This is a genomic window from Streptomyces sp. NPDC048504 (assembly GCF_043200035.1).
Lineage (GTDB): Bacteria > Actinomycetota > Actinomycetes > Streptomycetales > Streptomycetaceae > Streptomyces.
This window is the reverse complement of sequence record NZ_JBICXA010000005.1, coordinates 456,845-483,843: the sequence shown is the minus strand read 5'-3', so window position 1 is coordinate 483,843 and position 26,999 is coordinate 456,845. Positions and strand designations below refer to the sequence as shown.

General features: G+C 70.8%; 21 protein-coding genes. 13 read left to right on the top strand and 8 right to left on the bottom strand.

The genetic code is table 11. The annotated features are described in order from the left end of the window. Both ACGFY9_RS15680 and argF read left to right on the top strand, forming a co-directional pair. On the top strand, nucleotides 1-1,224 hold the full coding sequence (locus ACGFY9_RS15680) for an arginine deiminase (RefSeq protein WP_393754404.1): 1,224 nt from the start codon (nucleotides 1-3) through the stop codon (nucleotides 1,222-1,224). Between the two features lie 72 nt (nucleotides 1,225-1,296). Then, complete coding sequence (gene argF, locus ACGFY9_RS15675) at nucleotides 1,297-2,304, top strand: ornithine carbamoyltransferase (RefSeq protein ID WP_393754403.1); 1,008 nt, start codon at nucleotides 1,297-1,299, stop codon at nucleotides 2,302-2,304. Between the two features lie 37 nt (nucleotides 2,305-2,341). On the opposite strand, the gene ACGFY9_RS15670 is transcribed toward argF, so the two are convergent. The 6 genes from ACGFY9_RS15670 to ACGFY9_RS15645 form a co-directional block, all read right to left on the bottom strand. Continuing rightward, nucleotides 2,342-2,797, bottom strand: a complete 456-nt coding sequence (locus ACGFY9_RS15670; protein ID WP_393754401.1) for an ATP-binding protein — start codon at nucleotides 2,795-2,797, stop codon at nucleotides 2,342-2,344. Nucleotides 2,798-3,072: 275 nt separating this feature from the next. Further along, nucleotides 3,073-4,284, bottom strand: a complete 1,212-nt coding sequence (locus ACGFY9_RS15665; protein ID WP_393754400.1) for a sulfate adenylyltransferase subunit 1 — start codon at nucleotides 4,282-4,284, stop codon at nucleotides 3,073-3,075. A 2-nt stretch (nucleotides 4,285-4,286) separates the two neighbouring features. Further along, on the bottom strand, nucleotides 4,287-5,207 hold the full coding sequence (gene cysD, locus ACGFY9_RS15660) for a sulfate adenylyltransferase subunit CysD (protein ID WP_393754398.1): 921 nt from the start codon (nucleotides 5,205-5,207) through the stop codon (nucleotides 4,287-4,289). Continuing rightward, nucleotides 5,204-5,755 carry an adenylyl-sulfate kinase gene (gene cysC, locus ACGFY9_RS15655; protein ID WP_393754397.1) on the bottom strand — a complete coding sequence of 184 codons (552 nt, stop codon included), beginning with the start codon at nucleotides 5,753-5,755 and terminating at the stop codon, nucleotides 5,204-5,206. The genes cysD and cysC overlap by 4 nt, the downstream gene beginning before the upstream one ends. 193 nt (nucleotides 5,756-5,948) lie before the next feature. After that, nucleotides 5,949-6,761, bottom strand: coding sequence for a PaaX family transcriptional regulator C-terminal domain-containing protein (locus ACGFY9_RS15650; RefSeq protein ID WP_393754395.1), 813 nt, complete (start codon nucleotides 6,759-6,761; stop codon nucleotides 5,949-5,951). Nucleotides 6,762-6,895: 134 nt separating this feature from the next. Further along, nucleotides 6,896-7,096 carry a DUF5999 family protein gene (locus tag ACGFY9_RS15645; RefSeq protein WP_393754393.1) on the bottom strand — a complete coding sequence of 67 codons (201 nt, stop codon included), beginning with the start codon at nucleotides 7,094-7,096 and terminating at the stop codon, nucleotides 6,896-6,898. Between the two features lie 244 nt (nucleotides 7,097-7,340). Between ACGFY9_RS15645 and ACGFY9_RS15640 the strand changes: the two genes are divergently transcribed. Then, nucleotides 7,341-7,772 carry a DUF6299 family protein gene (locus tag ACGFY9_RS15640; protein WP_393754391.1) on the top strand — a complete coding sequence of 144 codons (432 nt, stop codon included), beginning with the start codon at nucleotides 7,341-7,343 and terminating at the stop codon, nucleotides 7,770-7,772. A gap of 86 nt (nucleotides 7,773-7,858) precedes the next feature. On the opposite strand, the gene ACGFY9_RS15635 is transcribed toward ACGFY9_RS15640, so the two are convergent. Further along, on the bottom strand, nucleotides 7,859-9,031 hold the full coding sequence (locus ACGFY9_RS15635) for a hypothetical protein (protein ID WP_393754389.1): 1,173 nt from the start codon (nucleotides 9,029-9,031) through the stop codon (nucleotides 7,859-7,861). A 310-nt stretch (nucleotides 9,032-9,341) separates the two neighbouring features. Here ACGFY9_RS15635 and ACGFY9_RS15630 point away from each other — a divergent pair, with 310 nt between their 5' ends. Together ACGFY9_RS15630 and ACGFY9_RS15625 are read left to right on the top strand one after the other, a co-directional pair. Continuing rightward, nucleotides 9,342-12,686, top strand: a complete 3,345-nt coding sequence (locus tag ACGFY9_RS15630; RefSeq protein WP_393754387.1) for a right-handed parallel beta-helix repeat-containing protein — start codon at nucleotides 9,342-9,344, stop codon at nucleotides 12,684-12,686. After that, nucleotides 12,683-13,954 carry a S8 family serine peptidase gene (locus ACGFY9_RS15625; RefSeq protein WP_393754385.1) on the top strand — a complete coding sequence of 424 codons (1,272 nt, stop codon included), beginning with the start codon at nucleotides 12,683-12,685 and terminating at the stop codon, nucleotides 13,952-13,954. Before ACGFY9_RS15630 ends, ACGFY9_RS15625 begins: the two co-directional genes overlap by 4 nt. A gap of 84 nt (nucleotides 13,955-14,038) precedes the next feature. Here the strand turns inward: ACGFY9_RS15625 and eccCa are convergent, their stop codons facing one another. Continuing rightward, nucleotides 14,039-17,971 (bottom strand): type VII secretion protein EccCa, encoded by a 3,933-nt coding sequence (eccCa, locus tag ACGFY9_RS15620; protein ID WP_393754383.1) that lies wholly within the window; start codon nucleotides 17,969-17,971, stop codon nucleotides 14,039-14,041. Nucleotides 17,972-18,289: 318 nt separating this feature from the next. On the opposite strand from eccCa, the gene eccD reads away from it, so the two are divergent. From eccD to ACGFY9_RS15580, 8 genes are all read left to right on the top strand, one after another. Then, a complete protein-coding gene (gene eccD / locus ACGFY9_RS15615; protein ID WP_393754381.1) occupies nucleotides 18,290-19,690 on the top strand; it encodes a type VII secretion integral membrane protein EccD in 1,401 nt (466 codons plus the stop codon). Nucleotides 19,691-19,868: 178 nt separating this feature from the next. Then, nucleotides 19,869-21,437, top strand: coding sequence for a type VII secretion protein EccB (gene eccB / locus ACGFY9_RS15610; protein ID WP_393754379.1), 1,569 nt, complete (start codon nucleotides 19,869-19,871; stop codon nucleotides 21,435-21,437). A 221-nt stretch (nucleotides 21,438-21,658) separates the two neighbouring features. Beyond that, nucleotides 21,659-21,997 (top strand): hypothetical protein, encoded by a 339-nt coding sequence (locus ACGFY9_RS15605; protein ID WP_093629627.1) that lies wholly within the window; start codon nucleotides 21,659-21,661, stop codon nucleotides 21,995-21,997. A gap of 67 nt (nucleotides 21,998-22,064) precedes the next feature. After that, on the top strand, nucleotides 22,065-22,388 hold the full coding sequence (locus ACGFY9_RS15600; protein ID WP_393754377.1) for a WXG100 family type VII secretion target: 324 nt from the start codon (nucleotides 22,065-22,067) through the stop codon (nucleotides 22,386-22,388). Nucleotides 22,389-22,509: 121 nt separating this feature from the next. Then, complete coding sequence (locus ACGFY9_RS15595; protein WP_393754375.1) at nucleotides 22,510-22,959, top strand: type VII secretion system-associated protein; 450 nt, start codon at nucleotides 22,510-22,512, stop codon at nucleotides 22,957-22,959. Between the two features lie 97 nt (nucleotides 22,960-23,056). Then, the gene (locus ACGFY9_RS15590; RefSeq protein ID WP_393754373.1) at nucleotides 23,057-26,179 is read left to right on the top strand and encodes an AAWKG family protein; all 3,123 of its coding nucleotides are present in this window, start codon (nucleotides 23,057-23,059) and stop codon (nucleotides 26,177-26,179) included. Continuing rightward, nucleotides 26,176-26,625 carry a YbaB/EbfC family nucleoid-associated protein gene (locus tag ACGFY9_RS15585; RefSeq protein WP_393754371.1) on the top strand — a complete coding sequence of 150 codons (450 nt, stop codon included), beginning with the start codon at nucleotides 26,176-26,178 and terminating at the stop codon, nucleotides 26,623-26,625. The genes ACGFY9_RS15590 and ACGFY9_RS15585 overlap by 4 nt, the downstream gene beginning before the upstream one ends. 7 nt (nucleotides 26,626-26,632) lie before the next feature. Beyond that, nucleotides 26,633-26,998 (top strand): hypothetical protein, encoded by a 366-nt coding sequence (locus ACGFY9_RS15580; protein WP_393754369.1) that lies wholly within the window; start codon nucleotides 26,633-26,635, stop codon nucleotides 26,996-26,998. The last annotated feature ends 1 nt before the right edge of the window (nucleotide 26,999 follow it).

The window sequence follows — 26,999 nt, the reverse complement described above, 5'->3', positions numbered from 1 at the left end:
ATGGCACTCCATGTCGACTCCGAGACCGGGCGGCTCCGCCGCGTCATCCTGCACCGGCCGGATCTGGAGCTCAAAAGGCTCACTCCTGGCAACAAGGACGCCCTCCTCTTCGACGACGTGCTCTGGGTCCGCCGGGCGCGCGCCGAGCATGACGGCTTCGCGGACGTGCTCCGCGACCGGGGCGTCGCCGTCCACCTCTTCGGCGACCTGCTCGCCGAGTCCCTGGCGATCCCGGCGGCCCGCGCGCTCGTCCTGGACCGCGTCTTCGACGAGAAGGAGTACGGCCCCCTCGCCACCGACCACCTCCGCGCCGCCTTCGAGGCCCTGCCCGCACCCGAACTGGCCGAGGCGCTCGTCGGCGGCATGACCAAGCGGGAGTTCCTGGAGGCCCACGCGGAGCCGACCTCCGTCCGCTTCCACGTCATGGACCTCGACGACTTCCTCCTCGCCCCCCTCCCCAACCACCTCTTCACCCGCGACACCTCCGCCTGGATCTACGACGGCGTCTCCGTCAACGCCATGCGCTGGCCGGCCCGGCAGCGCGAGACCGTCCACTTCGAGGCGATCTACCGGCACCACCCGCTCTTCCGCGCCGAGAAGTTCCACGTCTGGTCCGAGGGGCAGGCCGACTACCCGTCCACCATCGAGGGCGGCGACGTGCTCGTCATCGGGAACGGCGCGGTGCTCATCGGCATGAGCGAGCGGACCACCCCGCAGGCCGTCGAGATGCTCGCGCACAAGCTGTTCGCCGAGGGCTCCGCGCAGACGATCGTGGCGCTCGACATCCCCAAGCAGCGCGCCTTCATGCACCTCGACACGGTGATGACGATGGTCGACGGTGACACCTTCACCCAGTACGCGGGGCTCGGCATGCTCCGGTCGTACACGATCGAACCGGGCGTCGGCGACAAGGAGTTGAAGGTCACCGACCATCCGCCGGAGCACATGTACCGCGCGATCGCCGCCGCCCTCGGGCTGAGCGAGATCCGCGTCCTGACCGCCACGCAGGACGTGCACGCGGCCGCGCGCGAGCAGTGGGACGACGGCTGCAACGTCCTCGCCGTCGAGCCCGGCGTCGTCGTCGCCTACGAGCGGAACGCCACCACCAACACGTATCTGCGCAAGCAGGGCATCGAGGTGATCGAGATCCCGGGGAGTGAGCTGGGCAGGGGGCGGGGCGGGCCGCGCTGCATGAGCTGCCCGGTCGAACGGGACGCCGTATAGAAATTCTAGGTATCGTATAGAATTCCAAACCAAGCACTTGTTCCCCTGCACCCGCATCTCTGGAGCGCCCCCATGGCGACAGTCCCGACCGCCCTTGCCGGCCGCCACTTCCTCAAGGAGCTGGACTTCTCCGAGGAGGAGTTCCGCGGCCTGATCGAGCTGGCCGCCGAGCTGAAGGCCGCCAAGAAGGCCGGGGGCGAGACGCGGTACCTGTCGGGCAAGAACATCGCGCTGATCTTCGAGAAGACCTCGACGCGCACGCGCTGCGCGTTCGAGGTCGCCGCGGCCGACCAGGGGGCCTCGACGACCTACCTCGACCCGTCGGGCTCGCAGATCGGGCACAAGGAGTCCGTGAAGGACACCGCGCGGGTGCTCGGCCGTATGTTCGACGGCATCGAGTACCGCGGGGACAGTCAGGCCGCCGTGGAGGAGCTGGGTGCGTACGCGGGCGTGCCCGTATACAACGGCCTCACCGACGACTGGCACCCCACGCAGATGCTCGCCGACGTGCTCACCATGACCGAGCACAGCGCCAAGCCCCTCAAGGAGATCGCCTTCGCCTACCTCGGCGACGCGCGCTTCAACATGGGCAACTCCTACCTGGTCACCGGCGCGCTGCTCGGCATGGACGTACGGATCGTCGCCCCGAAGTCGTACTGGCCCGCCGAGGAGATCGTCACCGCCGCCCGCGCGCTCGCCGAGCGGAGCGGTGCGCGCATCACGCTCACCGAGGGGATCGAGGAGGGGGTGGCGGGCGCCGACTTCGTCGTCACCGACGTGTGGGTCTCCATGGGCGAGCCCAAGCAGGTCTGGGACGAGCGGATCACGGCCCTCGCACCGTACGCCGTGACGATGGACGTCCTGCGGGCCACCGGCAACCCGGACGTCAGGTTCCTGCACTGCCTGCCGGCCTTCCACGACCTCGGCACCAAGGTCGGCCGCGAGATATACGAGACCCACGGCCTCGACTCGCTGGAGGTCACCGACGAGGTCTTCGAGTCCGCCCACTCGGTCGTCTTCGACCAGGCGGAGAATCGACTGCACACGATCAAGGCCATTCTGGTGGCCACACTGGCCTGACCAGGCCTTCTTGCTCTACGGCCTTGTTCTGCGGCGGCTATCCCGCCGGACGCCACTGCGCCGGTACGACGGGCAGCCTGAACCACACCGCCTTGCCGGACTCGGTGGGGCGGTGGCCGCACGACGAGCTGAGGGCGCGGATCAGCAGCAGGCCGCGCCCGTGCTCCTGCCAGGGGTCGGGTTCCTCGGCGACGGGTTTCGTGAGACTTCCGGGCGGCTCCGGGTCGGGGTCGTGCACCTCGACCTGGCAGCCGGTGGGCAGCAGCTCGACCACGAGCTCTATGGGGGCGTCACCGGCGGTGTGCTCCACCGCGTTCGCGACCAGCTCCGCCGTCAGCAGCTCCGCGGTGTCGCTGTCGGCCGTGTACTCCACTTCGGACAGAGCCGTACGGACCAGTGCGCGGGCCACCGGCACGGCCGCGGCGGTGTGCGGCAGTGCGATGCGCCAGGAGGCGGAGGCGGAAGGGCGTTCTTGCAAGGCGGGTCCGTTCATGGAGCAGGCTGTCCTGCTTTCAACTATATGAATGGTACGGCGCCCTTTGTCAGGGTCTCTCGACGGGCACCGCCCGGGACTTTTGGCCCCGTGTCGAGCGGCATACCCCGTTCAACGGCCACTCCCGCACTGCTGCTCCCGTTGTTACCGCGCTATTGACGACTCGTGACGGATGCGACGGCTACAGGTCATTTCGACGGGCTATTTGGGCATGGCACAAGAACGCCCTCGGGCCCCGTGCGAAACGGGACCCGAGGGCGTTCTGCCGGCGAGGATCAGGCGAGGTCGGCCATCCCCGCGGTGAGCGTCGCGCCGTCCGCAGGATCGATCACGAGGAACGCGCCCGTGCGGCGGGAGACCGCGTAGTCGTCCAGCGCGAGCGGCTCGGCGGTGCGCAGGGTGATCCGGCCCAGATCGTTCGCGGTCAGCTCGGCCGCGCCGGCGAGGTCCTTGACGATCGCCTTGACCGTGCGGGTCGTGTGCCGAAGCAGCACCCGGTCGCCGACCCGCAGCGGCCGGTCGGCCAGATGGCATACGGCGGCCCGCACGTCCTGCGTGAGCGCGGGCGCGTCGGCCCCGGCGCTGATCATGTCGCCGCGCGCCACGTCCCGTTGACCGGCGAGCCGCAGGCTGACCGACTGCGGCGCGTACGCCACGTCGGCGTCGGTGCCGAGCACGGAGATCCCGGTGATCTCGGAGGTCTCACCGGAGGGATGCACCGTCACCCGGTCACCGACACGCAGCGAGCCGGACACCAACTGGCCCGCGTACCAACGGACTTCGCCGTCCCGGATGACGTACTGCACGGGGAAACGGGCCGGCGCGTCGGACGGGTCCGCGCCCACCGGGACGTCCTCCAGGAACTCCAGCAGCGCCGGGCCCTCGTACCAGTCCATGTGCGCCGAACGGTCCACGACATTGTCGCCGACGAGCGCCGACACCGGGATCGGCGTGAAGGAGGGCAGCCCCAACTCGGCCGCGTGGCCCGCGAATTCCTCGACGATCCGCTCGAACACCGGCTGCTCGTACCCGACCAGGTCCATCTTGTTGACGGCCAGGACGACGTTCGGCACCCGCAGCAGTGCCGCTACGGCGGCGTGCCGCAGGGTCTGCTCCACGACACCGTTGCGCGCGTCGACCAGGATGATCGCCAGTTCGGCGGTGGAGGCGCCGGTGACCATGTTGCGGGTGTACTGCACATGGCCGGGGGTGTCGGCGAGGATGAACCGCCGTCGGGGGGTGGCGAAGTAGCGGTAGGCGACGTCGATGGTGATGCCCTGTTCGCGTTCGGCGCGCAGGCCGTCGGTGAGGAGGGCGAGATCGGGAGCGTCCTGGCCGCGGTCGGCCGACACCCGTTCCACGGCCTCCAGTTGGTCGGTCAGAACCGACTTGGAATCGTGCAACAGCCGCCCTACGAGCGTGGACTTGCCGTCGTCGACCGAACCGGCCGTCGCGAACCGCAGCGTGTCGATGGTGATGGTGCTCATGGCTAGAAGTACCCCTCGCGCTTGCGGTCTTCCATCGCGGCCTCGGACAGCCTGTCGTCGGCCCGCGTCGCGCCGCGCTCGGTGACCCGGGAGGCGGCGATCTCGGTGATGACCTGCTCCAGCGTGGCGGCGTCGGAGTCCACGGCACCGGTGCACGACATGTCACCGACGGTCCGGTACCGGACCTGGCGCTTCTCGACGGGCTCGTCGGCCTTCGGGCCGCCCCACTCACCGGCGGTCAGCCACATGCCGCCGCGGTTGAAGACCTCGCGGTAGTGGGCGAAGTAGATCTGCGGGAGGTCGATGCCTTCGCGGGCGATGTACTGCCAGACGTCCAGCTCGGTCCAGTTGGACAGGGGGAACACGCGGACGTGTTCGCCGAGCGCGTGCCGTCCGTTGTAGAGGTTCCACAGCTCGGGGCGCTGCCGGCGAGGGTCCCACTGCGAGAACTCGTCGCGAAGGCTGAACACCCGCTCCTTGGCGCGCGCCTTCTCCTCGTCCCGCCGACCGCCACCGAACACGGCGTCGAAGCGCTCGCTCTGGATCTTCTCGGTGAGCGGCAGCGTCTGGAGCGGGTTGCGTGTCCCGTCGGGGCGTTCGCGCAGCACACCGCGGTCGATGTAGTCCTGTACGGAGGCCACATGGAGACGGAGCCCATGTGCGGCCACCACACGGTCCCGGTACTCAAGCACCTCGGGAAAGTTGTGTCCCGTGTCCACATGCAGCAGCGAGAACGGCACCGGCGCGGGCGCGAACGCCTTCAACGCCAGACGCAGCATCACGATCGAGTCCTTGCCGCCGGAGAACAGAATCACCGGCCGCTCGAACTCACCCGCCACCTCACGGAAGATGTGCACCGCCTCCGACTCAAGCGCGTCCAGGTGGGAGAGCGTGAAGTCTTCCGTGGTCGTCAGCGCGCTCACACCAGCCCCCGCTCGGACAGCACCGCGTACACCGCGTCCGCCGACTCCTGCGGGCTCTGCACCTGCGTGGGCAGCGTGAGCGCCGGGTCCGTGGGCGGCTCGTACGGGTCGTCGACGCCGGTCAGTCCGGTGAGGTGGCCCGCGGCCTGGCGGGCGTAGAGGCCCTTCACGTCGCGTTCGCTGCACACCTCGACGGGGGTCGCGACATGCACCTCGATGTACGGCGTCCCGCTGGCCTCGTGGCGCTTGCGGACGGCCTCGCGGCTGTCGGCGTACGGGGCGATGACCGGGACGACGGAGAGCACGCCGTTGCGCGCGAGCACCTCGGAGACGAGGCCGATGCGCTGCACGTTGGTGTTGCGGTCCTCGCGGGAGAAGCCGAGGCCGGCCGAGAGGAAGCGGCGCACCTCGTCGCCGTCGAGGACCTCCACGCGATGTCCCTCGGCTCTCAGCCGCTCCCCGAGATGCTGGGCGATCGTCGTCTTACCCGCGCTCGGCAGTCCGGTGAGCCAGACGGTGGCTCCCTGAGCCCTTGCCGTGGTGGTCATGCGCAACAGTCCTCTTTCTTACCCGACGAGCGACGTCGTCGAAGGCTAGGTAAGAACTCTGAGAGGACCCGTTAAGGAAGCTGAGGTTTAGCTGAGTGACTGGCGGTGCGCAAGAGGTCACGGGGCCTTGCCATGAGCTGTTCACAATCGATCTCTACGGCGACCGGGCGACCCGGCGACCGGTGTTCCGCCGTCATACGCCCGCGAACGTCGCCCCCGCGTCCCGCAGCCGCTCGTGCAGCGCCCGGAACACCTCCGCCGAGCGGGCGCCCGGCCAGTCCCGGGGGAGCAGGCTCGCGGGGAGTCCGGGGTCGGCGTAGGGCAGGTGGCGCCAGGAGTCCAGGGCGAGGAGGTAGTCGCGGTAGGCGTCCTCGGGCGGGGTGTCCGCGCGCTGCTCCCAGTCGTGCAGCACGGGCGCGTGGCGGTCGAGGAACGCCTGGTGCTGTGCGGCGATCGCGGGCAGGTCCCACCAGCGGGCCACGGCCTCGGCGGTCGCCGCGAAGCCGAGGTGCTCACCGCGGAAGAAGTCGACGTACGGGTCGAGTTCCAGCCGCTGGAGGATGTGCCGGGTCTCCTCGTAGAAGCGGGCGGGCGCGATCCAGACGCCCGGGGCGGCGGTGCCGAAGCCGAGGCCGGACAGCCGGGAGCGCAGGACGTGCCGCTTCTGGCGCTCGGACTCGGGTACGGAGAACACCGCGAGTACCCAGCCCTCGTCCTCCGGGGGCGTGGCCGCGTAGACGCGTCGGTCGCCGTCGTCGAGCAACTGCCGTGCCTCGGGCGAGAGTTGGTACCCGGCGGCGCCTTCCGCCGTACGGGCGGGCAGGAGCAGCCCGCGCCGTTTGAGGCGGGACACCGACGAGCGCACGGAGGGCGCGTCGACGCCGGCCGCGGCCAGGAGCCGGATCAGTTCCGCGACCGGAACCGGGCCGGGCACGAAGCGGCCGTACGCGCCGTAGAGCGTGACGATGAGAGACCGTGGAGCATGCTGGTCGGACACGTTGATCATCTTAGGCCGACGGCATCGCTGCTGGTCACCTCGGGTGCGCAACCTGAACCTCTGCGGTCCGGGGGGTGCGGCGAGGGAGGGGGTGCCGTGGGCTCGGCCCGACGGTCCCGCCGTGGTGCGAGGGGTGGGAACGGTCAGGCGGCGACGGCGAGTTGGTCCGCCGGCACCCGGTGCGGGGCGACGATCCGGCCGTCGGGGAGAACGGCGCCCAGGTCGTCGAAGACGATCGCGCCGTCGCACAGCAGCGTCCAGCCCTGCTCGGGGTGGGCGGAGACGATGTGCGGGGTGGTGGTCTCGGTGTCGGTCACGGGGCACGAGGGCTGGTGGGAACACATGGCGTACCTCCACGTCGGATGCGATCCGTTCCGGCGGCTCCGTCACCGCCCGCATCGCATATACAGACCATCCTCCCGGCGCGAACTCATCGGAACAGCCCGCTGTGAAGCGTGACAACACGCGGACAACACTCGGACGGTTCCACGACGCTCGGTGCGGACTCGCCACCGAAGGAGTGAGGATCACGGGAGTCGAGGCCGCCGCCCGGTACCAGTGGAGGCCCCGACTCCAGGAGGTACTCCCATGTCCCTGCGTTCCGCCCTCGGCACGGCGGCCGGTGCCGCGCTGCTCCTGCTGGCCGCCGCCCCCGCCGCGACCGCGTCCGCCGACCCGTACGAGACGGTGACGGTCGACCCCACGGGCACGATCGCCCCGGACGGCACCGTCACCCTCTCCGGCACCTACCGCTGTCTCGGCAGCTCCGGTGCCGCCTTCGTCAGTTCCTCCGTCAGCCAGAACGACCCCTCGGTCCGGCACGGCATCGGCGGCACCCGCGCGGTCTGCGACGGCATGGAGCACACCTGGCAGAACTCGGGCAAGCCGTCCTCCGACCCGCTCACCCCCGGCACCGCCCAGGTCGAGGCCACCGTGATGGAACTCTCCGCATCCGGCGGCCTGCCCCTGCCGCGCTTCCACGCGGTGCAGCGCCAGGACGTCACCCTGACCGCGGGCTGAGCCGCGAGCGCCGCCGCACCCTGAAGCCCGCTCCACGACTCCGGCCCGTCCCCAAGCGGGGGCGGGCCGGAGGGAGTTCGGAGCCGTCAGTGCTGGGTGTTGCTCGCCCAGATCGCGGTCGAGCCGCCCGAGTAGATGACCATGTTGCCGTCGCCCTGGAGGCGGAGGATCGAGCCGTCGTGGCCCTGGGTCTGGCTGGCCCAGACGGCGCGGTTGTCGGAGGTGTAGACGACGAGGTTGCCGTCCGCCTGGAACACCGCGTGGAAGTTCGAGCCGAAGGTCATGGTGGCCCAACGGGCCTTGTTGTTCTCGTCGTACAGCACGAAGTTGCCGTCGGTCTGCATGCGCAGCCGGGCCTTCTTCGCGTTGATGGACTGGCCCGCCTTCAGTACCCGGGTGGCCGTGATGAGAACGTCCGACGGGTACGAGGACTTGGACGTCGTGGTGGTGGTGCTCGATTTCGTCCCGGACTTGGTCGTCGTGGACTTCTTCGTCGCCTTCGCCGTCGGCTTCTTCGTCTTCTTGACCGTCGTCGGCTCGCTCACCGGCTGCGCGGCGTTCGTCTTGCCCGACGAGGTCTTGTGCGGTGTGGCGGTCTTCGGTGTGGTGTGCGCGGCGGGGGCGGACGGGGTGCCCGAGGCGTACGCCCCGGCGCCCGGCGTCGCCGCGCCGTCGCCGAGAATCGTGCCCGCCTGGTCGGCGACCACCCGGTCGTGGCTCTCCGGCGTCCGGTCCCGGCTCATCAGCAGCCCCGGTACGGCGATCAGCAGCGCGCCCAGCACGGCCGCACCGGCCAGCAGCGGGCGGCCCGGGCGGCCGACGGACGCGGCCGCCGTGTCCCCGGGGGTCGGTCCGTCGCCCTCGGGCACACTCGCGGCCAGCGCCCCGGCGGGTGCCTCGGCCTCGGCCTCCTGCCGCGCCGAACGGGCGGCGGCAGCGGATGCCGGGCCGGCCGGCCCCGCGGGTTCCTCCGGCGTACGGCCGCGACCGGCGAGCGCCTCGGCCTCCGCCGTCGAGATCGCGGGACGCGTCAGTTCCGCCGCGACGGCCTCCGCGGAGACGGCCCCGGGCGAACCGGCAGCCCCTGAACGGGACTTGGACGCCTCGCCCGCCGTACTCCCTGCCGTGCTCGCCGCCGCTGGTTCACCGGCCGTCGATGTCGCCGCCGTCGCTTCCCCGGCCGTGGCGCCCGTCACAGAGTTCTCTGCCGCGTTCTCTGCCGCCGTTTTCCGCGCGGCCGGTCCGGTTCGGTCTGTCATCCGCCCTGTCCGCTCTCATTCGCCCAGCAGTTCGTCGTACGTCTGTGTGCGCAATCCTATTCACGTCTCTTCACGCGTATGCGCCAACAGCGGTTCCTTTCACCGGAGTTAACAATCGTCACGCACAAGCCCCGGCGCTGGTACGGCCGTTGCGCAACAGCCCATAATTCGCCGTACGGCACTGTTGTGCCGCACCGCGCGCACCCGCTCCGGACGTTCCGCTTTGCGGACCGGAGTGGGAACGCGCGTGCGGGGACGGCATGATGGGGTTGCCGCAACCGACAGGTGCCGACACGAGGAGGTCAGCTGAGTGCGCCAGGTACTGACGGTCTGTCCGGAGGGCACCGGGGACGCCCGGACGATCGGAGAGGCCCTGGCGAGGGCGCGCGGAGGCGCGGTGCTGAGTGTGCGCCCGGGGACGTACGAGGAGAACCTCGTCGTCACCACCCGGGTCACCATCGTCGCCGAACAGGCGCGCGGCACCGTCCGGTTGGCACCGCGCAAGGGCACCGTGATCTCGCTGCGCGTCGACGCGGTGATGCTGACCGACCTGGTGGTCCAGGGCCACGACGAGGAACATCCGGCCGTGGACGCCTCGCACGGACAGGTCGCGATGCAGGGCTGTGATCTGTCCGGCGCCTCGTGGACGACCGTACTGGCGCGCAACTCCGGCTCGTTGGCGATGCGTGAGTGCCGGGTGTCGAACCGCACCGGCGCCGGTGTCGTGGTCACCTCGTCGACGGAGAGTTCGCTGGAGTCCTGCACCTTCGAGCACTTCGGCACCAGCGGGGTGGTGATCAGTGAGCGCGGCCGGGCGACCCTGCGCGGCTGCACCGTGCGGGACGCGCGCGGCAACGGCGTGCTCGCGAACGGGGACGCCCAGGGCTCCGTCGAGGACTGCGACCTGGCGTCAACGGACAAGCCGTCGCTGGCACTTGAGGAGCGCAGCGCGATACGCGTGCTGCGGACCGTGGTCCGCGACACCTCGATCGGTGTGCATGTGACCAGCACCGCCCGCTGTGAGCTGGAGGAGGTGCGGGTCACCAACAGCAGCGGCCCCGGCATCATCGTCTCGCACGGCAGCGACCCGGTGCTGCGCCGCTGCCGCACCGCCCGCACCACGGGCAACGGCCTGCTGGTGACGGACCGTTCGCGCGGCACGTACGAGGACTGCTGGCTGACCGGCGCCCAGATGGCGGCGCTGCGCGTGGCCGGGGCCTCCTCGCCCACGCTGACCTCGCTGACCGTCCGGGACGGCGAGTCGGACGGCGTCCTGCTCGAAGAGGACGCGGCGGCCGAGCTGGAGCGCGTGGAGATCATCGACGTCAAGGGCGCCGGTGTGGTGATCCGCGGCAACGCCAACCCGCTGGTGCGGCGCGCCCGCATCACCGGCGCGGGCGGCTGCGGCGTCTCGGTGCGCGACGGCGGCCGCGGCCGGGTCGAGGACTGCACGGTGGAGACACCGGGCGGCGCGGGCGCGGAGGTCGCGGCGGGCGGCAACGTCTATCTCGCGGGCTTCCGGGTCAACAACCCCGGCGGTGCCGGCCTGGAGATCGGCGGCGAGGGCACGGCGGCGCTGCGCGACGGCGAGCTGGTCTCGGCCGGCGGCTGCGGTGTACTCGTGGACACCGGAGGCGAGTTGACGGCGAACCGGGTACGGACCGCCGCGTCCGCCGAGCACGGCTTCCTGGTCCGCGACGGCGGGCGGGCCTCGCTGAACGGCTGCGAGGCGGCGGGCAACGACCGCGACGGCATCCGCGTCGAGTCGGAGGCACCGGTGTCGGTCGTGGGCTGCACGGTCCGCGACAACAAGGGCGGCGGCCTCGTCCAGGCCAAGGCCGGCGGCCGGCTCGCGGTGGAGAACCTCACCAGCACCGGCAACGAGTCCCGCGACGCCTGGGGCTTCGGCGAGGCCGAGGGCACCGACCCGGCCGGCACCGTCTCCGCCTCCGACGGCCCCGGCCGCCCCGACGGACCGATGGCCGCGCTGGAGAGCCTCATCGGCCTCGACAACGTCAAGGAACAGGTCCGCACCCTCGTCAACCTCACCCAGCTCGCCGCCCGTCGCGCCCAACTCGGCATGTCCGCACCGCCGATGAGCCGCCACCTCGTCTTCGCCGGCCCGCCCGGTACGGGTAAGACCACCGTCGCCCGCCTCTACGGCACGATCCTCGCCGAGCTGGGCGCCCTGCGCTCCGGACACCTCGTCGAGGTCTCCCGCGCCGACCTCGTCGCCCAGGTCATCGGCGGTACCGCCATCAAGACCACCGAGGCCTTCGAACGGGCCCTGGGCGGTGTCCTGTTCGTCGACGAGGCGTACACCCTCACCTCCGACTCCCGTGGTTCCGGCGCCGACTTCGGCCGTGAAGCCGTGGACACCCTGCTGAAGCTGATGGAGGACCACCGCGAGGACGTGGTCGTCGTCGCGGCCGGCTACTCCGACGAGATGCGCAGCTTCCTCGGCTCCAACCCCGGTCTCGCGTCCCGCTTCTCACGCACCGTCGAGTTCGAGAACTACTCGGTGCCGGAGCTGGTCGAGATCATGGAGAGCATGTGCGTACGCCACCAGTACGCGCTCGCCGACGAGACCCGGCACGCGCTCGCGGTGCACTTCGAACGCATACCGAAGGACGCCGGGTTCGGCAACGGCCGTGCCGCACGGCAGGTGTTCGAGGAGATGGTGGACCGGCAGGCCGTACGGCTCTCGGCACTCACCGACGTCACCGAGCAGGACCTCTCGCTGCTGCTGCCGCAGGACATCAGCGAGGAGGCGGCCCGCACCGCCGCCGACGGCCCGAACGCCGTCGACCCCGGCGACGACGCGCTGAGCAGACTGGACGCCCTGGTCGGACTGCACGCGGTGAAGCGGGACGTCACCGACCTCGTCAACCTGGTGTCGACGGCCAAGCAGCGCGAGGCCGCCGGACTTCCCGTGCCGCGCCTCAGCCACCACCTCGTCTTCACCGGCCCGCCCGGCACCGGCAAGACCACCGTGGCCCGCCTCTACGGCGAACTCCTCGCCTCTCTGGGCGTGTTGCCGCGCGGCCAGCTCGTCGAGGTGTCCCGCGCCGACCTCGTCGGCCGATACGTGGGCCACACCGCGCAGTTGACCCGCGAGGTCTTCGAACGGGCCCTGGGCGGTGTGCTGTTCGTCGACGAGGCGTACACCCTCACCCCGCGTGAGGCGTCCGGCTCCGACTTCGGCCGGGAGGCCGTGGACACCCTGCTGAAGCTGATGGAGGACCACCGCGACAAGGTGGTCGTCATCGTCGCGGGCTACACCCAGGAGATGGAGATGTTCCTGACCTCGAACCCGGGCCTGTCCTCCCGGTTCTCGCGCCGGGTCGAGTTCGCCGACTACTCCTCCGACGAGCTGGTCACCATCGTCCGCGAGCACGCCGTGCAGCTCGGCTACGAGTGCGCGGCCGGCCTCGGGCCGGTGCTCCGGCAGTACTTCGACTCGCTGCCGCGCGACCGGTCGTTCGGCAACGCGCGCACCGCCCGTCAGATCCTGGAGCGGATGATGACCCGACAGGCGGGCCGGCTCAGCAGACTGGCCGTCCCCAGCCTCGACGACCTGCGGCTCCTCCTCCCGGAGGATCTCGCCGACCCGACGGCCGCCTCCCAGACCTCCAGCGGGGCGGCCCGGGCATGACGACGGCACATGGCAAGGTCTTTGCCTCCGGTCTGGCACTGCTGCTGACGGCCGCCGCGAGCGCGGTCGGCGCCGGACCCGCGTCGGCGGCGGGAAGCACGGTCCAACTCCCCGTGCTGGCCTCGCAGTTGGACGCCGACGCGGACTGTGCGGCGGGCTCGGACCGGCGCGCCACCGACGTGCCCTGGGAGCAGGTCTCGCTCCAGCTGAGCCGCACCTGGCCGTTCGCGTCGGGCACCGGGGTGACCGTCGGCGTGGTCGACACCGGGGTCTCGTCCTCCGCACCCGCGCTGAAGGGCCGGGTCACGGCGGTCGGCGACGCCGGGACCGACTGCGTGGGACACGGCACCTTCGTGGCCGGGCTGATCGGCGCGGCCGTAGAAGACGGTGTGCGGTTCGCGGGGGTGGCGCAGCAGGCGCGGATCCTCGCGGTGCGGGGGAGCGACGCGCGGGGGAAGGTCACCGCGGACCAGGTCGCGGACGGGATCCGGGCCGCCGTGGACGGCGGTGCCGAGGTCGTGACGGTGTCGGCGGCGCTCGGCGGTGACACCGCCGCGCTCCGGTCGGCGGTCGCGCTCGCCGCGAAGAAGGACGTCCTGGTGGTCGCCGCCGCCGTACCGGACGCGCCGTCCACGGCGACCTCGGCGACGGACAGTCCGCCCGCCCGCGACTACTACCCGGCCGCCGACGACGGCGTGCTCTCCGTCCTCGACGTCGATGTCTCCGGCAAGCGGCCGACCGGCGCGTACACGACGTCCAGCGCCGCGATTTCCGCGCCCGGGGACGGAGTTGTCGGCATCGGCCCGAAGAAGGCCGGCCACTACATCGGCTCGGGCGCGTCACTGGCCGCCGGTTTCGTGGCGGGGGCGGCGGCGCTGGTCCGCTCCGTCCACCCGGACCTGACGGCCGCCCAGACCGCGACCCTGCTCCGCACCTCCGCGTATCCGGCGGATGTGCCCCGCCTCGACCCGTACGCGGCCGTCACCTCGGTCCTGACCGGCACCGTCGCCGCACCGGCCCGGGGCGACGCCGGTACCCCGGTCCACCTGCCTGCCGACAAGGCGGCCGGCCCCCTCCGCCGCGCCCTGTGGCCCGCGTCGGCGGGCCTCGCCGTGATCATCGCGGTGGTGTGGCTCGGCCTGATCCTGCCCCGGGGGCGCCGCCTGGGCTGGCGCCCGTCCACCCGGCCGGAGGGTACGGCCGGGCCCGAGGGCGCGGAGAGCCCGGTTCCGGTGGGCACCGGTGCCCAGGGGACCTCGGAGAGCTGACGGCCGGGAACCACGCGCAGTGTGAACGGAACGGCCCCGGGCGACGAACTGTCGCCCGGGGCCGTTCCGTTCAGTGTCGGCGCCTTACTCCTCGGCTGCCGCCGCCAGTGCCGTCTGGATGAGCGACGGCTTGCGGCGGACGATGTGGAGGGCTCGGCCCGGGGGGAGGACGCGGGGTTTGACGTTGCCGAAGACGTAGCCCTCGGACGGGGAGCAGGACATCAGGATGCCCGGGGTGTTGACCTCGTCCATGCGGCGCAGGAGCTGGTCGTTCAGGCCGCGCCCGGCGCCTGTGGCGGAGCGGGCGACGACCACGTGGAGGCCCAACTCGTGGCCCAGGGCGAGGTGTTCGAAGAGCGGGGCGAAGGGGTGGTCCATGACCGTGCCGCCGCCGACCATGTCGTAGTCGTCGACGAGGACGAACAGGCGGGGGCCCGTCCACCAGTCGGCCTGCCGCATGCGGGCCGGGGTGATCTCCTGGCCGGGGACGCGGGTGCGCAGGGCCTTCGCGGAGCCGCCCACCAGTTGTTTCAGGGCCTCCAGGGCCACCGCGTGGCCGAGGCGGTACTCCTCGGGGACCGCGTCGACCAGGCCGCGGCGGTAGTCGACGACCAGGATGCGGGCCTCGGCCGGGGTGTAGCGGGCGACGACCGAATCCGCGACGAGCCGTAGGAGGTTGGTCTTGCCGCTCTCCGTGTCGCCGACGGCGACCAGGTGCGGGGTGCGGGAGAAGTCGTGCCAGACGGTGCCCAGGGTCTCCTCGTCCTGGCCGAGCGCGATCTTGAGGCTGACGCCGTCGCCGAGTTCGGGCTCGGGCAGTTCGGCCGCGGGCAGCCGGTGCGGGAGCATCCGGACCTGCGGGGCGCGCGGCCCGTGCCAGGCCGAGGCGATCCGGTCGACCAGGTCGGCGACGCCCTCGCTGAGCGTCTCCGGGTCGGTGGAACCGTCACCGCGCGGCAGCGCCGAGAGGAAGTGCAGCTTGGTCTCCACGGTGAGACCGCGGCCCGGGATCTGCGGTACCGCGCTCGCCTTGCGGATGTCCACTACGGAGTCCATCGTGTCGCCGAGCCGGAGTTCGAGCCGGGTCGCGGACTGGTCCCGGACCGGGGCGGTGAGTTCCAGCCAGCGGGCGGTCGCGACGATCAGGTGGATGCCGTAGTTGAGGCCGCTGGTGGCGATCTGGTTGAACGTGGGGATGAACTGGTCGAAGTTCTGCCGGACCGCCGACCAGCCGTCGATCACCAGGAAGATGTCGCCGTGCGGTTCGTCGGGGAACTCCCCGGCCGCGCGGCGGCGCCGGTAGGTGGACATCGAGTCGATGCCGTTGTCGAGGAAGAACTGCTCGCGCTGGGTGAGGACGGCGGTGACCTCGGCGACCGTACGGCTGATCCGCTCGGTGTCGAGGCGGGCCGCGACCCCGCCGACGTGCGGCAGTCCGGTGAGCTGGGAGAGCGTGCCGCCGCCGAAGTCGAGGCAGTAGAACTGGACTTCGCGCGGGGTGTGGGTGAGCGCGAGCGCCATGATGAGGCTGCGCAGGACGGTGGACTTGCCGCTCTGCGAACCGCCCGCGACGGCGACATGGCCGCCGGCCCCGGCGAGGTCCACCACGAGCGGGTCACGGCGCTGGTCGAACGGCTTGTCGACCAGACCGACCGGCACCCGCAGCTTCCCGGCGCCGATCCAGCGGGACGCGGTCAGCCCGCGGTCCGGGTCCTCGCCGAGACCACCGAGGAGTACGTCGAGCGGGGACGCGGTGTCCAGCGGCGGCAGCCACACCCGGTGGGCGGGCGGCCCGGAGTCGCGCAGCCGGTCCAGTGCCACCGCCAGCAGGCTCTCGGCGCTCTCCTCCGCCTCGGGCTCCGGCACGATCGCGGCCGGCGCGGGAGCGCGCGGCACGATGTACCCGGTCGACCAGGGCACCACCTGCGTGGCGACCCGGGCCTGCGCCACGGCACCGCCGCGCCTGCGGTAGGGGCCGGAGACATACGCGGCGCGGAACCGGGTGAGCGCCTCGATGCCGGACTTGAGGTAGCCGCTGCCGGGCTGGGAGGGCAGTTCGTACGCGTCGGGGACACCGAGGACACCCCGCGACTCCATCGCGGAGAAGGTGCGCAGACCGATCCGGTACGACAGATGCGACTCAAGCTGGTGCATCCTGCCCTCGTCCAGGCGCTGCGAGGCGAGCAGCAGATGCACGCCCAGGGACCGGCCGAGGCGGCCGATCATCACGAACAGCTCCATGAACTCCCGGTGCGAGGCGAGGAGTTCGCTGAACTCGTCGACGACGACGAACAGGCTGGGCAGCGGAGCGAGATCGGCGCCGCCGGCCCGCGCCTTCTCGTACTCCAGGGCCGAGGTGTAGTTGCCCGCGGACCTCAACAGCTCCTGGCGGCGGATGAGTTCACCGTGCAGCGCGTCCTGCATGCGCTCCACCAGGGCGGCCTCGTCGGCGAGGTTGGTGATGACGGCGGAGGTGTGCGGGAGTTCGTCCAGACCGAGGAAGGTCGCGCCGCCCTTGAAGTCCACCAGGACGAAGTTGAGTGTTTCGGAGGAGTTCGTGAGCGCGAGACCGAGGACCAGGGTGCGCAGCAGCTCGGACTTGCCGGAACCGGTGGCGCCGATCAGCATGCCGTGCGGGCCCATGCCGCCCTGCGCCGACTCCTTGATGTCCAGCTCCACGGGCCGCCCGTCCGCGCCGACGGCGACCGGGACGCGCAGCCGGGCGGAGCCGGTGTGCCGCCGCCAGATCGTGTCGGGGTCGAGCCGGTGCAGGTCGGCGATGCCGAGCAGAGTGGTCAACTCGGTGTCGTTGGAGAGCGGTTCGACCGCGTCGGAGGAGAGCGTCATGCGGTACGGCGCGATCAGCCGGGCCAGTGCCTCGGCGGCGACCGGACCCATCCGGTCGGGGCGGCCCAGGACGGTGGCCTGTTCCTTGCGGCTGCGGTCGGTGCGGACCAGGGAGACCGCGTCCGGGGCGACGTCGAGGCGCAGGGTGGTGCGGCCGGGGCGCCAGGTGAGGCTGTCGGAGAGGTCGAGGACGACGGCGTTGCGGTAACCGGGGCCGTCGAAGCGGTGTCCTGCCGGGATGGCCGCGCCGTCCACGATGACGACCACCAGCGGCTCGTCACGGCCGGGCACGGCGTCGGGGTCGAACGCGGGCCGCTCGGAGAACTCGCTGCCGAGCTGGTCCTCCAGATCGGTGAACGCGGAGGCCACCATGCGCAACGGGCCCGCGCCGTCGGTCTCCTGGGGGTGCTGGTTGTGCGGCAGCCACTTCACCCACTCCCACTCGGCACGCACCTCGTCACCGGCGCAGACCGCGATCCACAGCTCCTCCGGCGGGTGGAACAGGGCAAGCTGGGACAGCGCGGCACGCAGCATCCCGCGTGCGGCGTCGTGGTCGCCGTGCACCAACACCCGTGACCAGGACCGCAGATACAGCGCGATGGGCTGGCCGGGCACGGTGCTGTAGGCGCGGATGAAACGGCGCAGCGCGTGCGCGCACAGCGGTTCCAGGTCCTCAACCGGCTTGCTGGACACGGGAGTCAGCCGCATCGCGAGCTGCTGGTCGCCGACCGCTATCCGCACCTCGCCGAAGTCGTCGTCCTTGACCCGGCGCTCCCACAGCCGCGTGGTGCGGACCATGGTGCGCAGCACCCGGGGCTCGGGATGCCGCCAGGCGAGCGCGAGCTGCTGCTCGACCACGGCACGCTGCACCGTACGGCGACTTTGCGCCAAGTAGCGCAGATAGTCCCGGCGTTCACCGCGCAGCCGCTGCTTGCGGTCGCCGGCCTTGCGCATGACCTGACCGATCATCATCGCGCCGGCGGCCATCACCATCATGCCGAGCGCGATGTACATGAAGACACCGCTGGACTGGCCGCCCTGCCGCAGGAACAGCATCATCATCGAGACCGACATCATGGCCATCGGCAGATACGTCCACACCGCGGACGTGTCCGGGACGGTCTCCATGAGGGTCGGCGGTTCCTGGAGGACCAACTCGCCTGCGGGCATGTCGGGTCCGCGACGGCGGGCAGGACGACGGAACAGGACCACGCTCAACGCTTGGGGCTCCTAACGGACTTCGCGTACCGCGGCGGCATGTGGGGGCATGCACCGGATTCCGGCCTCGGCACTGGCACGGTGGAGGACGCTGTCAACACCGTTGGTGGGGGCTCCCGTTGACACGCGTCGTAGGGAGTGTCAGTAGTGTGCACCCCGTCAACTCCGTACGTCCATGTCACCCCCTGCTTCACAGACACCCCGTTCCCCCCACCCCGCACGCCGCGCCGCGTGCCCCCGTTTCGATGTCCAGGAGACGTGAGCCCCGGTATGACCGACACTTCCGTGACCGGCCTGTGCCATCTGACCGTGCGGGCCCCGGCCCGCACCATCGACCTCGCCGTGCCGTCCGACGTGCCGGTCGCCGACCTGCTGCCCACCGTGCTGCGGTACGCGGGGGAGGAGGCCGAGGAGACCGGTCTCGAACACGACGGCTGGATACTCCAGCGCCTCGGCGGCCGGCCGCTCGACGACGAGGCGACCCTCGCCTCCCTCGGGCTGACCGACGGCGAGGCGCTCCATCTCCGGCCGCGCACCGAGGCGTTGCCCGAGGTACGCCTCGACGACCTGGTCGACGGCATCGCCGCGGTCACCCGGGACCGGCTGCACGGCTGGAGCCCCGAGGCGGCCCGGCGCCTGCTGCGCGGCCTGCTCGCCGTGGCCGTACTGGCCGGTCTTGGCCTGCTGGCGCTGCCGGGCGCCCCGGCGTCGCTGCGCGCGGCCACCGCCGTTGGAACCGGTCTGCTGCTGCTGGCCGGGGCCGCGTCCGCGAGCCGGGCGGTGGACGATCCGGCGACCGGCGTGATCCTGGGCCTGCTCGCTTCCCCGGCGCTGGCGCTCGCGGGCTGGCTGGTGCCGGGCGGTGAGCTGAGCGGTCCGCAGGCCCACCAGGTGCTGGGGGCACGGCTGTTGGGGGCGGCGGCGGCCTGGGCGGGCGGCGCGGTCCTCGCCCTCGCGGCCTCCGCGGCCCGCACCCCGCTCTTCCTGGCGTCGGCGCTGGTGGCGCTCGCGGCGGCGGTGAGCGGTGTGCTGATGACGGTGTTCGACGTGCGCGTGGCGGGCGCGGCCGGTGTGGTCGCGGCGCTCACGGTGCTGCTCGGCGGTCTGGTGCCGTCGCTGTCGTTCAAGTTCGCCGGGATGCGGATGCCCGCGCTGCCCACCAACGCGGAACAGCTCCAGGAGGGCATCGAGCCCTACCGGGGCAACGACGTCGCCGTACGCACCGAGCTGGCCGGCGAGTGGATGACCGCGCTGTACGGCGCGACCGGCGTACTCTCGTCGGCCTGTCTGGTGGCCCTGGCCCGCCGCCCGAGCCTCCCGGCGCTGCTGGTCGCGCTGGTCCTGTCGCTGCTGCTGCTCCTGCACGGCCGGGGTCTGGTGAACACCGCGCAGCGGCTCGTGCTGGTGCTGCCGGGCGCCTGGGGACTGCTGCTGCTCGCGTTCGGCTGGGGGCTGCGGCTGTCCGGCAGCGAGCGGACACTGCTGGTCGCGGGCCTGCTCGCGGTGGCGGCGGCACTCACGGTCGCGGTGTGGACCGTACCGGGACGGCGCATGGTCCCGTACTGGGGGCGCGCGGCGGAGATCCTGCACTCCCTGCTGGCGATCGCCCTGCTGCCGCTGACCCTGTGGCTGCTGGGCGTCTTCGGCACCCTCCGCGGCCTGTTCGGCTGACCGCCCGCAGCCCCCGAACCGGCCGCTGTTCCGGGCCGGCTGGAGAACCGCGCCGGGCGCGGGTGAGCGGGACGAGAAGCGGAAGCGCGGCACGGGCCCACTCGCCCGCCGGTCCGCGAGCAGGGTCCGGGTACAACCGGGCGAACCAGAAGCAGAACGACCGAGCCAGGAGGAAAGCGTGCGGTCGAAGCGCGACCAGGTGCAAGCGCACACGTTCATGATGGGCCGCCTGACCTCGGGCATGCTGCTGGCCGACCCGGACGCACCGGAGAGCCCGCTGGGCCGTACCAGCCGGGGCGCGCTGGTCGGCCTGATCGTCGGCGTGCTGTTCTGCGCGGGGGCGCTGGTGTTCGGGCTGCTCAGGCCCGGCGGCAACGACGCCTGGCGCAGCGGCGACACCCTGATCGTCAACAAGGACACCGGCGCCCGCTACCTGTATGCCGACGGCAGGCTGCGCCCGGTGCGCAACTACGCGTCGGCCGTGCTGATCGGCGGCGCCGACCTGAAGACCACGTCGGTCGGCTCGAAGTCGCTCGCGGGCACCCCGGTCGGCAGGCCGGTCGGGATCACCGGAGCCCCCGACTCCGTACCGGGCACCGGCGACCTGGAGTCCTCGCCGTGGGAGGTCTGCTCGATCGGTTCCGGCAGTCAGACGGCCCTCGTGCCGGGTGCCCCGGTGGAGACGGACCCGGTCGGCGCGACATCGGCGCTGGTGGTCAAGGGCCCGGACAAACACACCTACTTGGTGTGGCAGGGCAGCCGTCTTGAGCTGGACGAGGACTCGGGCGCCGCGGAGTCCCTCGGCTACGCGCCCGTGACACCCCGCCCGGTGTCGGCGGCCTTCCTCGACGCCTTGGTGACCGGCCCCGACCTGGCCACCCCGAAGGTCGACGGACGCGGCACGACCGGGCCCGAACTGGGCGGCCGGGCCACCCGGATCGGCCAGGTGTTCCGCGTGGTGGCGGGCTCCGGCAACCAGGAGTACGTCCTGCAGAAGGACGGCCTGCACCCGGTGACGGACACCCAGTCGGCGCTGCTGCTCGGCGATCCGGACACCCGCAAGGAGGCCTACGACGGAGGGGCGCCGAACGTCGTCACCATCGACGTCTCCGACCTGCGGGCCCACCAGGCACCGGGGTCGGCGGGCACCGACCCGTCGGTCGCCGGGCTGCCGGACACCCCGCCGAGCGCGCTGGCGCTGCCGGCCGGGGAGTCGGTGTGCGCCCAGGTCGACCCGGCCGACGGGCAGGTGCGGGTGACCTCGGTACGGGTCGCGGAGACCGCGCTGTACCCGGCGGCACAGGCGGACCCGACGGCGCTGACCGCGGCCTGCGTGAACGTGGACCGGGTGGTGACCCGGCCCGGACACGGCGCCCTGGTACGGGCGTTGGGCGCGGCCGGCGAGACCGTCGGCGACACCACGTTCCTGGTCGGCGACGACGGAGTGAAGTACCGCATCCCGGACGCCAACGCGCTCGCCGCGCTCGGCTACGGCGGGGCGACGCCGGTGAAGGTGCCGTCCACGCTGCTGTCGATGCTGCCGACCGGGCCCGAACTCAGCGCCCGGGCAGCGGCGTCGGACTCCGGCTCGGTGGGCGGGGGCAGGGGCGCCGCGGCGGCGCAGTGCGGCACGGGCGCCGGTGCCGGTGCCGACGGACGGTCCGGCATCGAGGCCGGCCTGCCCGCGGTCGCCGGACAGGCCCCGGCGGGCGGTTCCCTCAACTCGGCCTCGGGCGCCGGGAACTGACGAATTCACGCCGATGGAGATCGTGTTCACGCCAAAGCAGGTTCGAGCCAGAACCATCACCCGCGGAAGCGCGTGTTCCGGTCAAGTTGCTTACCGGTAAAAGCCTTTGGACGGAAGCGGTAGGCAAGCTCAGATCTTCCTCAGTTCGTTGTCAGCATAACTTCCGCCAATCTAGGCTCAGTTGTACTCGTACCTCAGATCGACTTACGAAAGGTGGGACGATGGCTGGAGATGGCCAGCAGTCAAGCGAAGGTTCGACCCGGAACGGAATCCAGGCCCTGGAGAGCGCTTTCAGCGGCATCGTGAAGATCCGTCAGGATGTCGACAGCACCCGTTCCACCCTGGGCAGCGGCTACCAGGGCAGCGACGGCGGTCAGTACGGCCAGCTGCTCACCCAGTGGGACGACCAGTGCAACGTCATCCTCAAGAACCTTGAGGACGTCATCGACCGGCTGAACCAGAGCCTCGTGGAACACAACAAGACCCAGGGTTCCTCGAACGACTCCATCAACCAGGCGTACAACGCGGCGCAGTCGGCCTTCGACCAGCTCGCCGGCTGACCGACGCCCGCTTCCCCGTGGCCTCGCGGTCACGTCCGATCCCCACATCGCGTAAGAGAGGCAAGCTGTGGCAGACAACCTGTCCGACGGTGTCATCTACGTCAGCTACAACCACATGTCGAACGCCGCGGACGACATGGTGATGCAGACCAAGGCGATCGCGCAGACGCTGTCCAACCTTGAGGCGGAGCTCAGCGAGCTGTCCAAGACCTGGTACGGAAACGACGCCGACACCTACCGCCAGAAGCAGGCGGCCTGGGACGGCGCGGTGCAGAACATGGAGACGCTGCTCACCTCGCACTCGCAGCTCCTCAACGAGATCTCCAGCAGCTACAAGTACAGCGAGAACTCGCTCAGCCAGATGTGGTCCGAGGTCACCATCGGCCGCTGAACCGGCCGGCCCCCACCGCACCGACCGGTCTCCTCGCGGTCGGTGCGGTCGTCCAGGCTCCTTCCCGTTCCGTCGCCGCGCCGTACGCCAGGGTCGGCGCGTTCCGCCCGCGGAGGCACCCATGGCAGATCTGACCCACCTCGACTCGACCGCGTTGAAGAACTTCAAGAACACCGACGTCGCCGACTTCATCACCGATCTGGTGAATATCCGCAAGGACAACGCGGGCGTCCGGTCCCTGAAGAACCTGATCGCCGAGACCGGCGCCGGCTCAGCCCAGGGACTCGCCAAGATCCTGCGCATCGGCCTGATGAACGGCGGCGACAGCTCGGACCCGGTCGGCGGGTCCACGCTCGTGGAGGCGCTCAAGACGCAGGCGACCGCGCTGGACAAGATCCTCACCGGTCAGAAGACGCTCTTCGACGACATCGACGACGCGCTGGACGAGACGATCACCACCCTGCTGAAGACACAGGGCGACAGTCTCACCTCGATCGACGGCGAGAAGCTGCTGGACATCTTCGACACCGTCGACGGCGACATGAGCGGCAGCGACTCGACCACCACCTGAGGCCCGTGCGCGCCCGCCGGCTCCTGCCGAGCACCGGGCCCCGCACCCCTGGAACCCCCACCCAGTCACCCTCCTCCTCCGCAGCGGAGTCCGCCCCATGGCCGAAAGCACCACAACCGGGACCGCCAACTACGACCCGGACGACTACTTCGCCCAGGCCGTCACCGACTTCACCGGCTACACGATCCCGGCCCGGTCCACGCTGTTCGACAAGCTGAGCAGCTCCGCCAACGACGACTTCGGCGACCTCAAGCTGTTCCGGATGGACATCCAGGGCATCAGCATGAGGTCGGTGACCGCGGCGGACTACTCGGCGATCGGCGGCTGGCAGGTCAACAAGGGCGAGGACTACGACCTGGCCTTCTACGACGCCGGCGGGGACGGCGCGCACAACAGCGTGAAGATGAAGAAGGCCCGGATCGTGATGATCGGCGTCACCGTCGACGAGAACGGCCGCGCCACGCTCTGGAGCGGCGGCGAGGTCACCGGCGGCGGCGCGTTCGAGGGCTCGTACTCGCACGTCCAGTGGGACTCGGGGCCGATGGCCCAGTACATCTCGGGCAGCAAGCTGGTCCTCGACCACATCCTGGCGTCGCCGTACTCGACGCAGGGCTTCTCCTACAGCGGACTGTCGGTCATCGACGCCAACGCCGTCGACATGCTCTCCTTCGAGACCACCGGGCAGTCCTTCGACCGGGTGGTGCAGTTCTTCAAGGACCACTCGGACATCGTCGACAAGTGGATGACCTCGCTCGGCGAGGACCAGGCGGCCTGGAAGGGCAAGGCGGCCAGCCTCTTCTGGCATCTGCTGGACGAGCTGAAGACCAACTACAACGGCTACGTCTCGCAGTTGGGCGGCACCGACTACACGCCGACCAACACCACCCTCGGCGGCTACGTCCCGAAGTCGAAGCTGAGCGACGCGCTGGCCGCCGCGCAGACGGCGCTGAAGCAGGCGGTCACCGATCTGCAGACCGCGTGGAACGACTGGGCGTCGGACGGCCAGCACGACCCGCACTACCACCTGAAGAAGATCCTCGACGAGATCAGCCAGTGGGTCATCAACAACAACATCAACCACGTGCTGTCGTCGCACCATTCCACCTACAGTCAGTACGGAGGCGGCGACTACACCTCCTACTCCACGGACGCCAACTTCAAGCAGTCCGTCCCCGAGTACGGCGACCTCACCCAGCACACCACCTGGCAGAAGGTCGCCGACGCCGCCGTCAAGAGCTGGTCGGACCACGCGGACGCCAAGCTCAAGCAGCCGTCCATCGACGCGCTCAGCAATGTGAAGAACGCCTGGGCCGACGTGCAGGACGCCTTCGACCAAGAGGTCAAGAACAAGAACAACGAGACGCTCTCCGAGGTCCTCCAGAAGGAGGAGAACGAGATCGCCGAGGACGAGGCGAACAAGAACAACGACAAGCTCAACGACAGCCTCAACAACCTCGATGACAATCTCAACAACCTCGGCGACAACCTCAACAACCTCAACGACAACGTGAACGACAACCTCAACAACCTCGGGGACAACCTCAACAACCTGAACGACGGCCTGAACGACAACCTGAACAACATCGGTGACGGCCTCAACAACCTCGGCACGAACCTCAACACCAACCTGAACGACGGCCTCAACAACATCGGTGACGGCCTGAATTCGAGCCTGAACAACCTGAACGACGACCTCGGCAACAGCCTGAACAACGTCGGCAGCGGGCTCGACGACCTCAACAACCTCGGCAACGACAGCCTGCTGAACGGCGACGGTTCGAACGGCAACGGCGCGAACGACCTCGCCAACACCGCGCTGAACACCCTCGGCCCGTCGCTCCTGAACTCCGGCAACGACACCACCAAGGACGGCTCGACCACGCTCAACTCCCCGACCGGGGGCAGCACCCAGCTCAACGGCGACGGCAGTCTCACCACGACGTTCCCGGACGGTTCCACCCAGACCATCGACCCGTCGACCGGCCTGGTCACCACCACGAACCCGGACGGCACCACCTCGGTCTCCCAGCTCAACCCGGGCAGCACCATCACCAACCCGGACGGCTCGACGACCACCCTGAACGACGACGGCACCCTCACCACCAAGTTCCCGGACGGCACGAGCCAGACCCTCAACCCGGACACCGGCCAGGTCACCACCACGAACCCGGACGGCACCGTCAGCACGTCGACGCTGAACCCGACCGACGGCTCCTTCACCACCCCGGACGGCTCGACGGCCCAGCTCAACTCCGACGGCACGCTGACCACGAAGTTCCCGGACGGCTCCACCGAGACGCTCAACCCGGACACCGGCCAGGTCACCGTCACCGACCCCTCGGGCAACGTCACCACCACGCATCTCGACCCGGGCGACTCCTTCACCAACCCGGACGGCTCGACCACCACGCTGAACGACAACGGCACGCTGACCACGAAGTTCCCGGACGGCTCCACCCAGACCCTCAACCCGGACACGGGCCAGCTCACCACCACCGACCCGTCGGGCCACACGACCACCACCGACATCGACGGCAGCGACCTCCCCTCGTCCTCGATCGACACCAGCGGCCTCAACGGCAACGGCATCGACACCAGCGGCATCGACACGAGCGGGCTGAACAACAACGGCAGCAGCCTCGACACGAGCGGCCTGAACACCACCGGGCTCAACAGCGGCGGCCTCAGCAGCGGTGGTCTCAACACGTCCTCCGGCGGCCTGGATTCGGGCCTCGACGGCGGCTACGACGACTACGACAGCACCCCCTACACGGGTGGCCCGCTGCGCTCCGACTCCCTCGACACCGCGGCCCTCGACGCGTCCACCCCGGCCCAGGCGTCGAGCGGCACCCCGCTCAACCCGATGGGGATGGGCGGCATGGGAGGCATGGGCGGCGGCGGTATGGGCGGTGGCGGAGGCGGCGGCCAGGGCGGCACCAGCGAGCGCACCCGGGCCGTCCTCACCGACCCGTCCAACGGCGCCACCCGGCGCGGCCGGACCAACAGGGCGGCGAACGTGGACGAGGACGAGGACGTCGTGTACACCCGGCCCACCACGTCCAGCGCCCCGTACCCGGTGGGCGGCCCCGGCAGCAACGGCGCCGGCCAGAACGGCCGTTCCACGGAGAGCGGCGACCGCGCCCGTGACGCCTGGCTCACCGAGGACGAGGACGTCTGGGGCACCGACGAGGGCGGCTCGCCGGCGGTGATCGGCCGATGAGCAGCGAGTCGATCGAGCAGCGGCTGGCCAAGGCGGTGGCCGAACTGGAGGCCACCGAGGCCGCGGTGGCCCGCGCCGAGAGCGAACTCGCCCACGCCGAGAGCACGGTGCGCTCCGCGGACCGCGCGGTCGAGGTGACCGTCTCCGCGCAGGGCGACCTGCGCGCGCTGACCTTCCTGGACGACAAGTACCGCACGATGCCCGCCGGTCAGCTCGCCGCGAGCGTGCTGGAGGCGGTGCAGGAGGCACGGGCGCGGATGGCCCGGCACGTCATGGCCACCTTCGAGCCCTTCACCAAGGCCAACCCCGAGGCACCCGAGATCACCGGCTTCGACGTCGACTGGAACAAGATCTTCGGGCCCGGTGTGCTGGAGGGCCCCAAGGGCGGCCGACGGCGCGGGGCCGGCCGGCTCCGCGACGAGATCAGCGAAGACCCGGAGGACTGAGAAGACGATGTCGTCGAACGCCTACTCCGCCAGCCCGCCCGCGCTCGTCGCCGGTACCCGGCAGATCGAGCAGATCAGCCGGCTGGCCAATGAGATGATCAACGAGTTCATCACGGACGTGTCGTCCACCTCCGGCTGGCCCGGACACGACGACAGCTACGCCAAGCAGATGCTGCCGCAGGAGAAGGAACAACGGGAGGGCTCCATCAAGACCGGCTCGTCCCTCTCCGAGGCGATCGTCAGCATCGGCGACGGCACCCTCACCAACCTCAAGAGCGTGCTGGGCACCCAGAGCGGCGTACTCGGCGCCATCCACGACTCCGACATCAACACGGGCGACACCGACGGTGGTTCGCACGGCGGAAAGCACTGAC

Excerpts from the sequence above, each read along its gene's own strand:
- ACGFY9_RS15590 (WP_393754373.1), top strand. The coding sequence starts at position 23,057 with ATGGCCGAAAGCACCACAACCGGGACCGCCAACTACGACCCGGACGAC.
- eccCa (WP_393754383.1), bottom strand. The coding sequence starts at position 17,971 with ATGCCCGCAGGCGAGTTGGTCCTCCAGGAACCGCCGACCCTCATGGAG.
- ACGFY9_RS15585 (WP_393754371.1), top strand. The coding sequence starts at position 26,176 with ATGAGCAGCGAGTCGATCGAGCAGCGGCTGGCCAAGGCGGTGGCCGAA.
- eccD (WP_393754381.1), top strand. The coding sequence starts at position 18,290 with ATGACCGACACTTCCGTGACCGGCCTGTGCCATCTGACCGTGCGGGCC.
- ACGFY9_RS15580 (WP_393754369.1), top strand. The coding sequence starts at position 26,633 with ATGTCGTCGAACGCCTACTCCGCCAGCCCGCCCGCGCTCGTCGCCGGT.
- ACGFY9_RS15605 (WP_093629627.1), top strand. The coding sequence starts at position 21,659 with ATGGCTGGAGATGGCCAGCAGTCAAGCGAAGGTTCGACCCGGAACGGA.
- cysC (WP_393754397.1), bottom strand. The coding sequence starts at position 5,755 with ATGACCACCACGGCAAGGGCTCAGGGAGCCACCGTCTGGCTCACCGGA.
- ACGFY9_RS15650 (WP_393754395.1), bottom strand. The coding sequence starts at position 6,761 with ATGATCAACGTGTCCGACCAGCATGCTCCACGGTCTCTCATCGTCACG.
- ACGFY9_RS15645 (WP_393754393.1), bottom strand. The coding sequence starts at position 7,096 with ATGTGTTCCCACCAGCCCTCGTGCCCCGTGACCGACACCGAGACCACC.
- ACGFY9_RS15640 (WP_393754391.1), top strand. The coding sequence starts at position 7,341 with ATGTCCCTGCGTTCCGCCCTCGGCACGGCGGCCGGTGCCGCGCTGCTC.
- ACGFY9_RS15665 (WP_393754400.1), bottom strand. The coding sequence starts at position 4,284 with ATGAGCACCATCACCATCGACACGCTGCGGTTCGCGACGGCCGGTTCG.
- ACGFY9_RS15625 (WP_393754385.1), top strand. The coding sequence starts at position 12,683 with ATGACGACGGCACATGGCAAGGTCTTTGCCTCCGGTCTGGCACTGCTG.
- ACGFY9_RS15670 (WP_393754401.1), bottom strand. The coding sequence starts at position 2,797 with ATGAACGGACCCGCCTTGCAAGAACGCCCTTCCGCCTCCGCCTCCTGG.
- ACGFY9_RS15680 (WP_393754404.1), top strand. The coding sequence starts at position 1 with ATGGCACTCCATGTCGACTCCGAGACCGGGCGGCTCCGCCGCGTCATC.
- ACGFY9_RS15595 (WP_393754375.1), top strand. The coding sequence starts at position 22,510 with ATGGCAGATCTGACCCACCTCGACTCGACCGCGTTGAAGAACTTCAAG.
- argF (WP_393754403.1), top strand. The coding sequence starts at position 1,297 with ATGGCGACAGTCCCGACCGCCCTTGCCGGCCGCCACTTCCTCAAGGAG.
- ACGFY9_RS15635 (WP_393754389.1), bottom strand. The coding sequence starts at position 9,031 with ATGACAGACCGAACCGGACCGGCCGCGCGGAAAACGGCGGCAGAGAAC.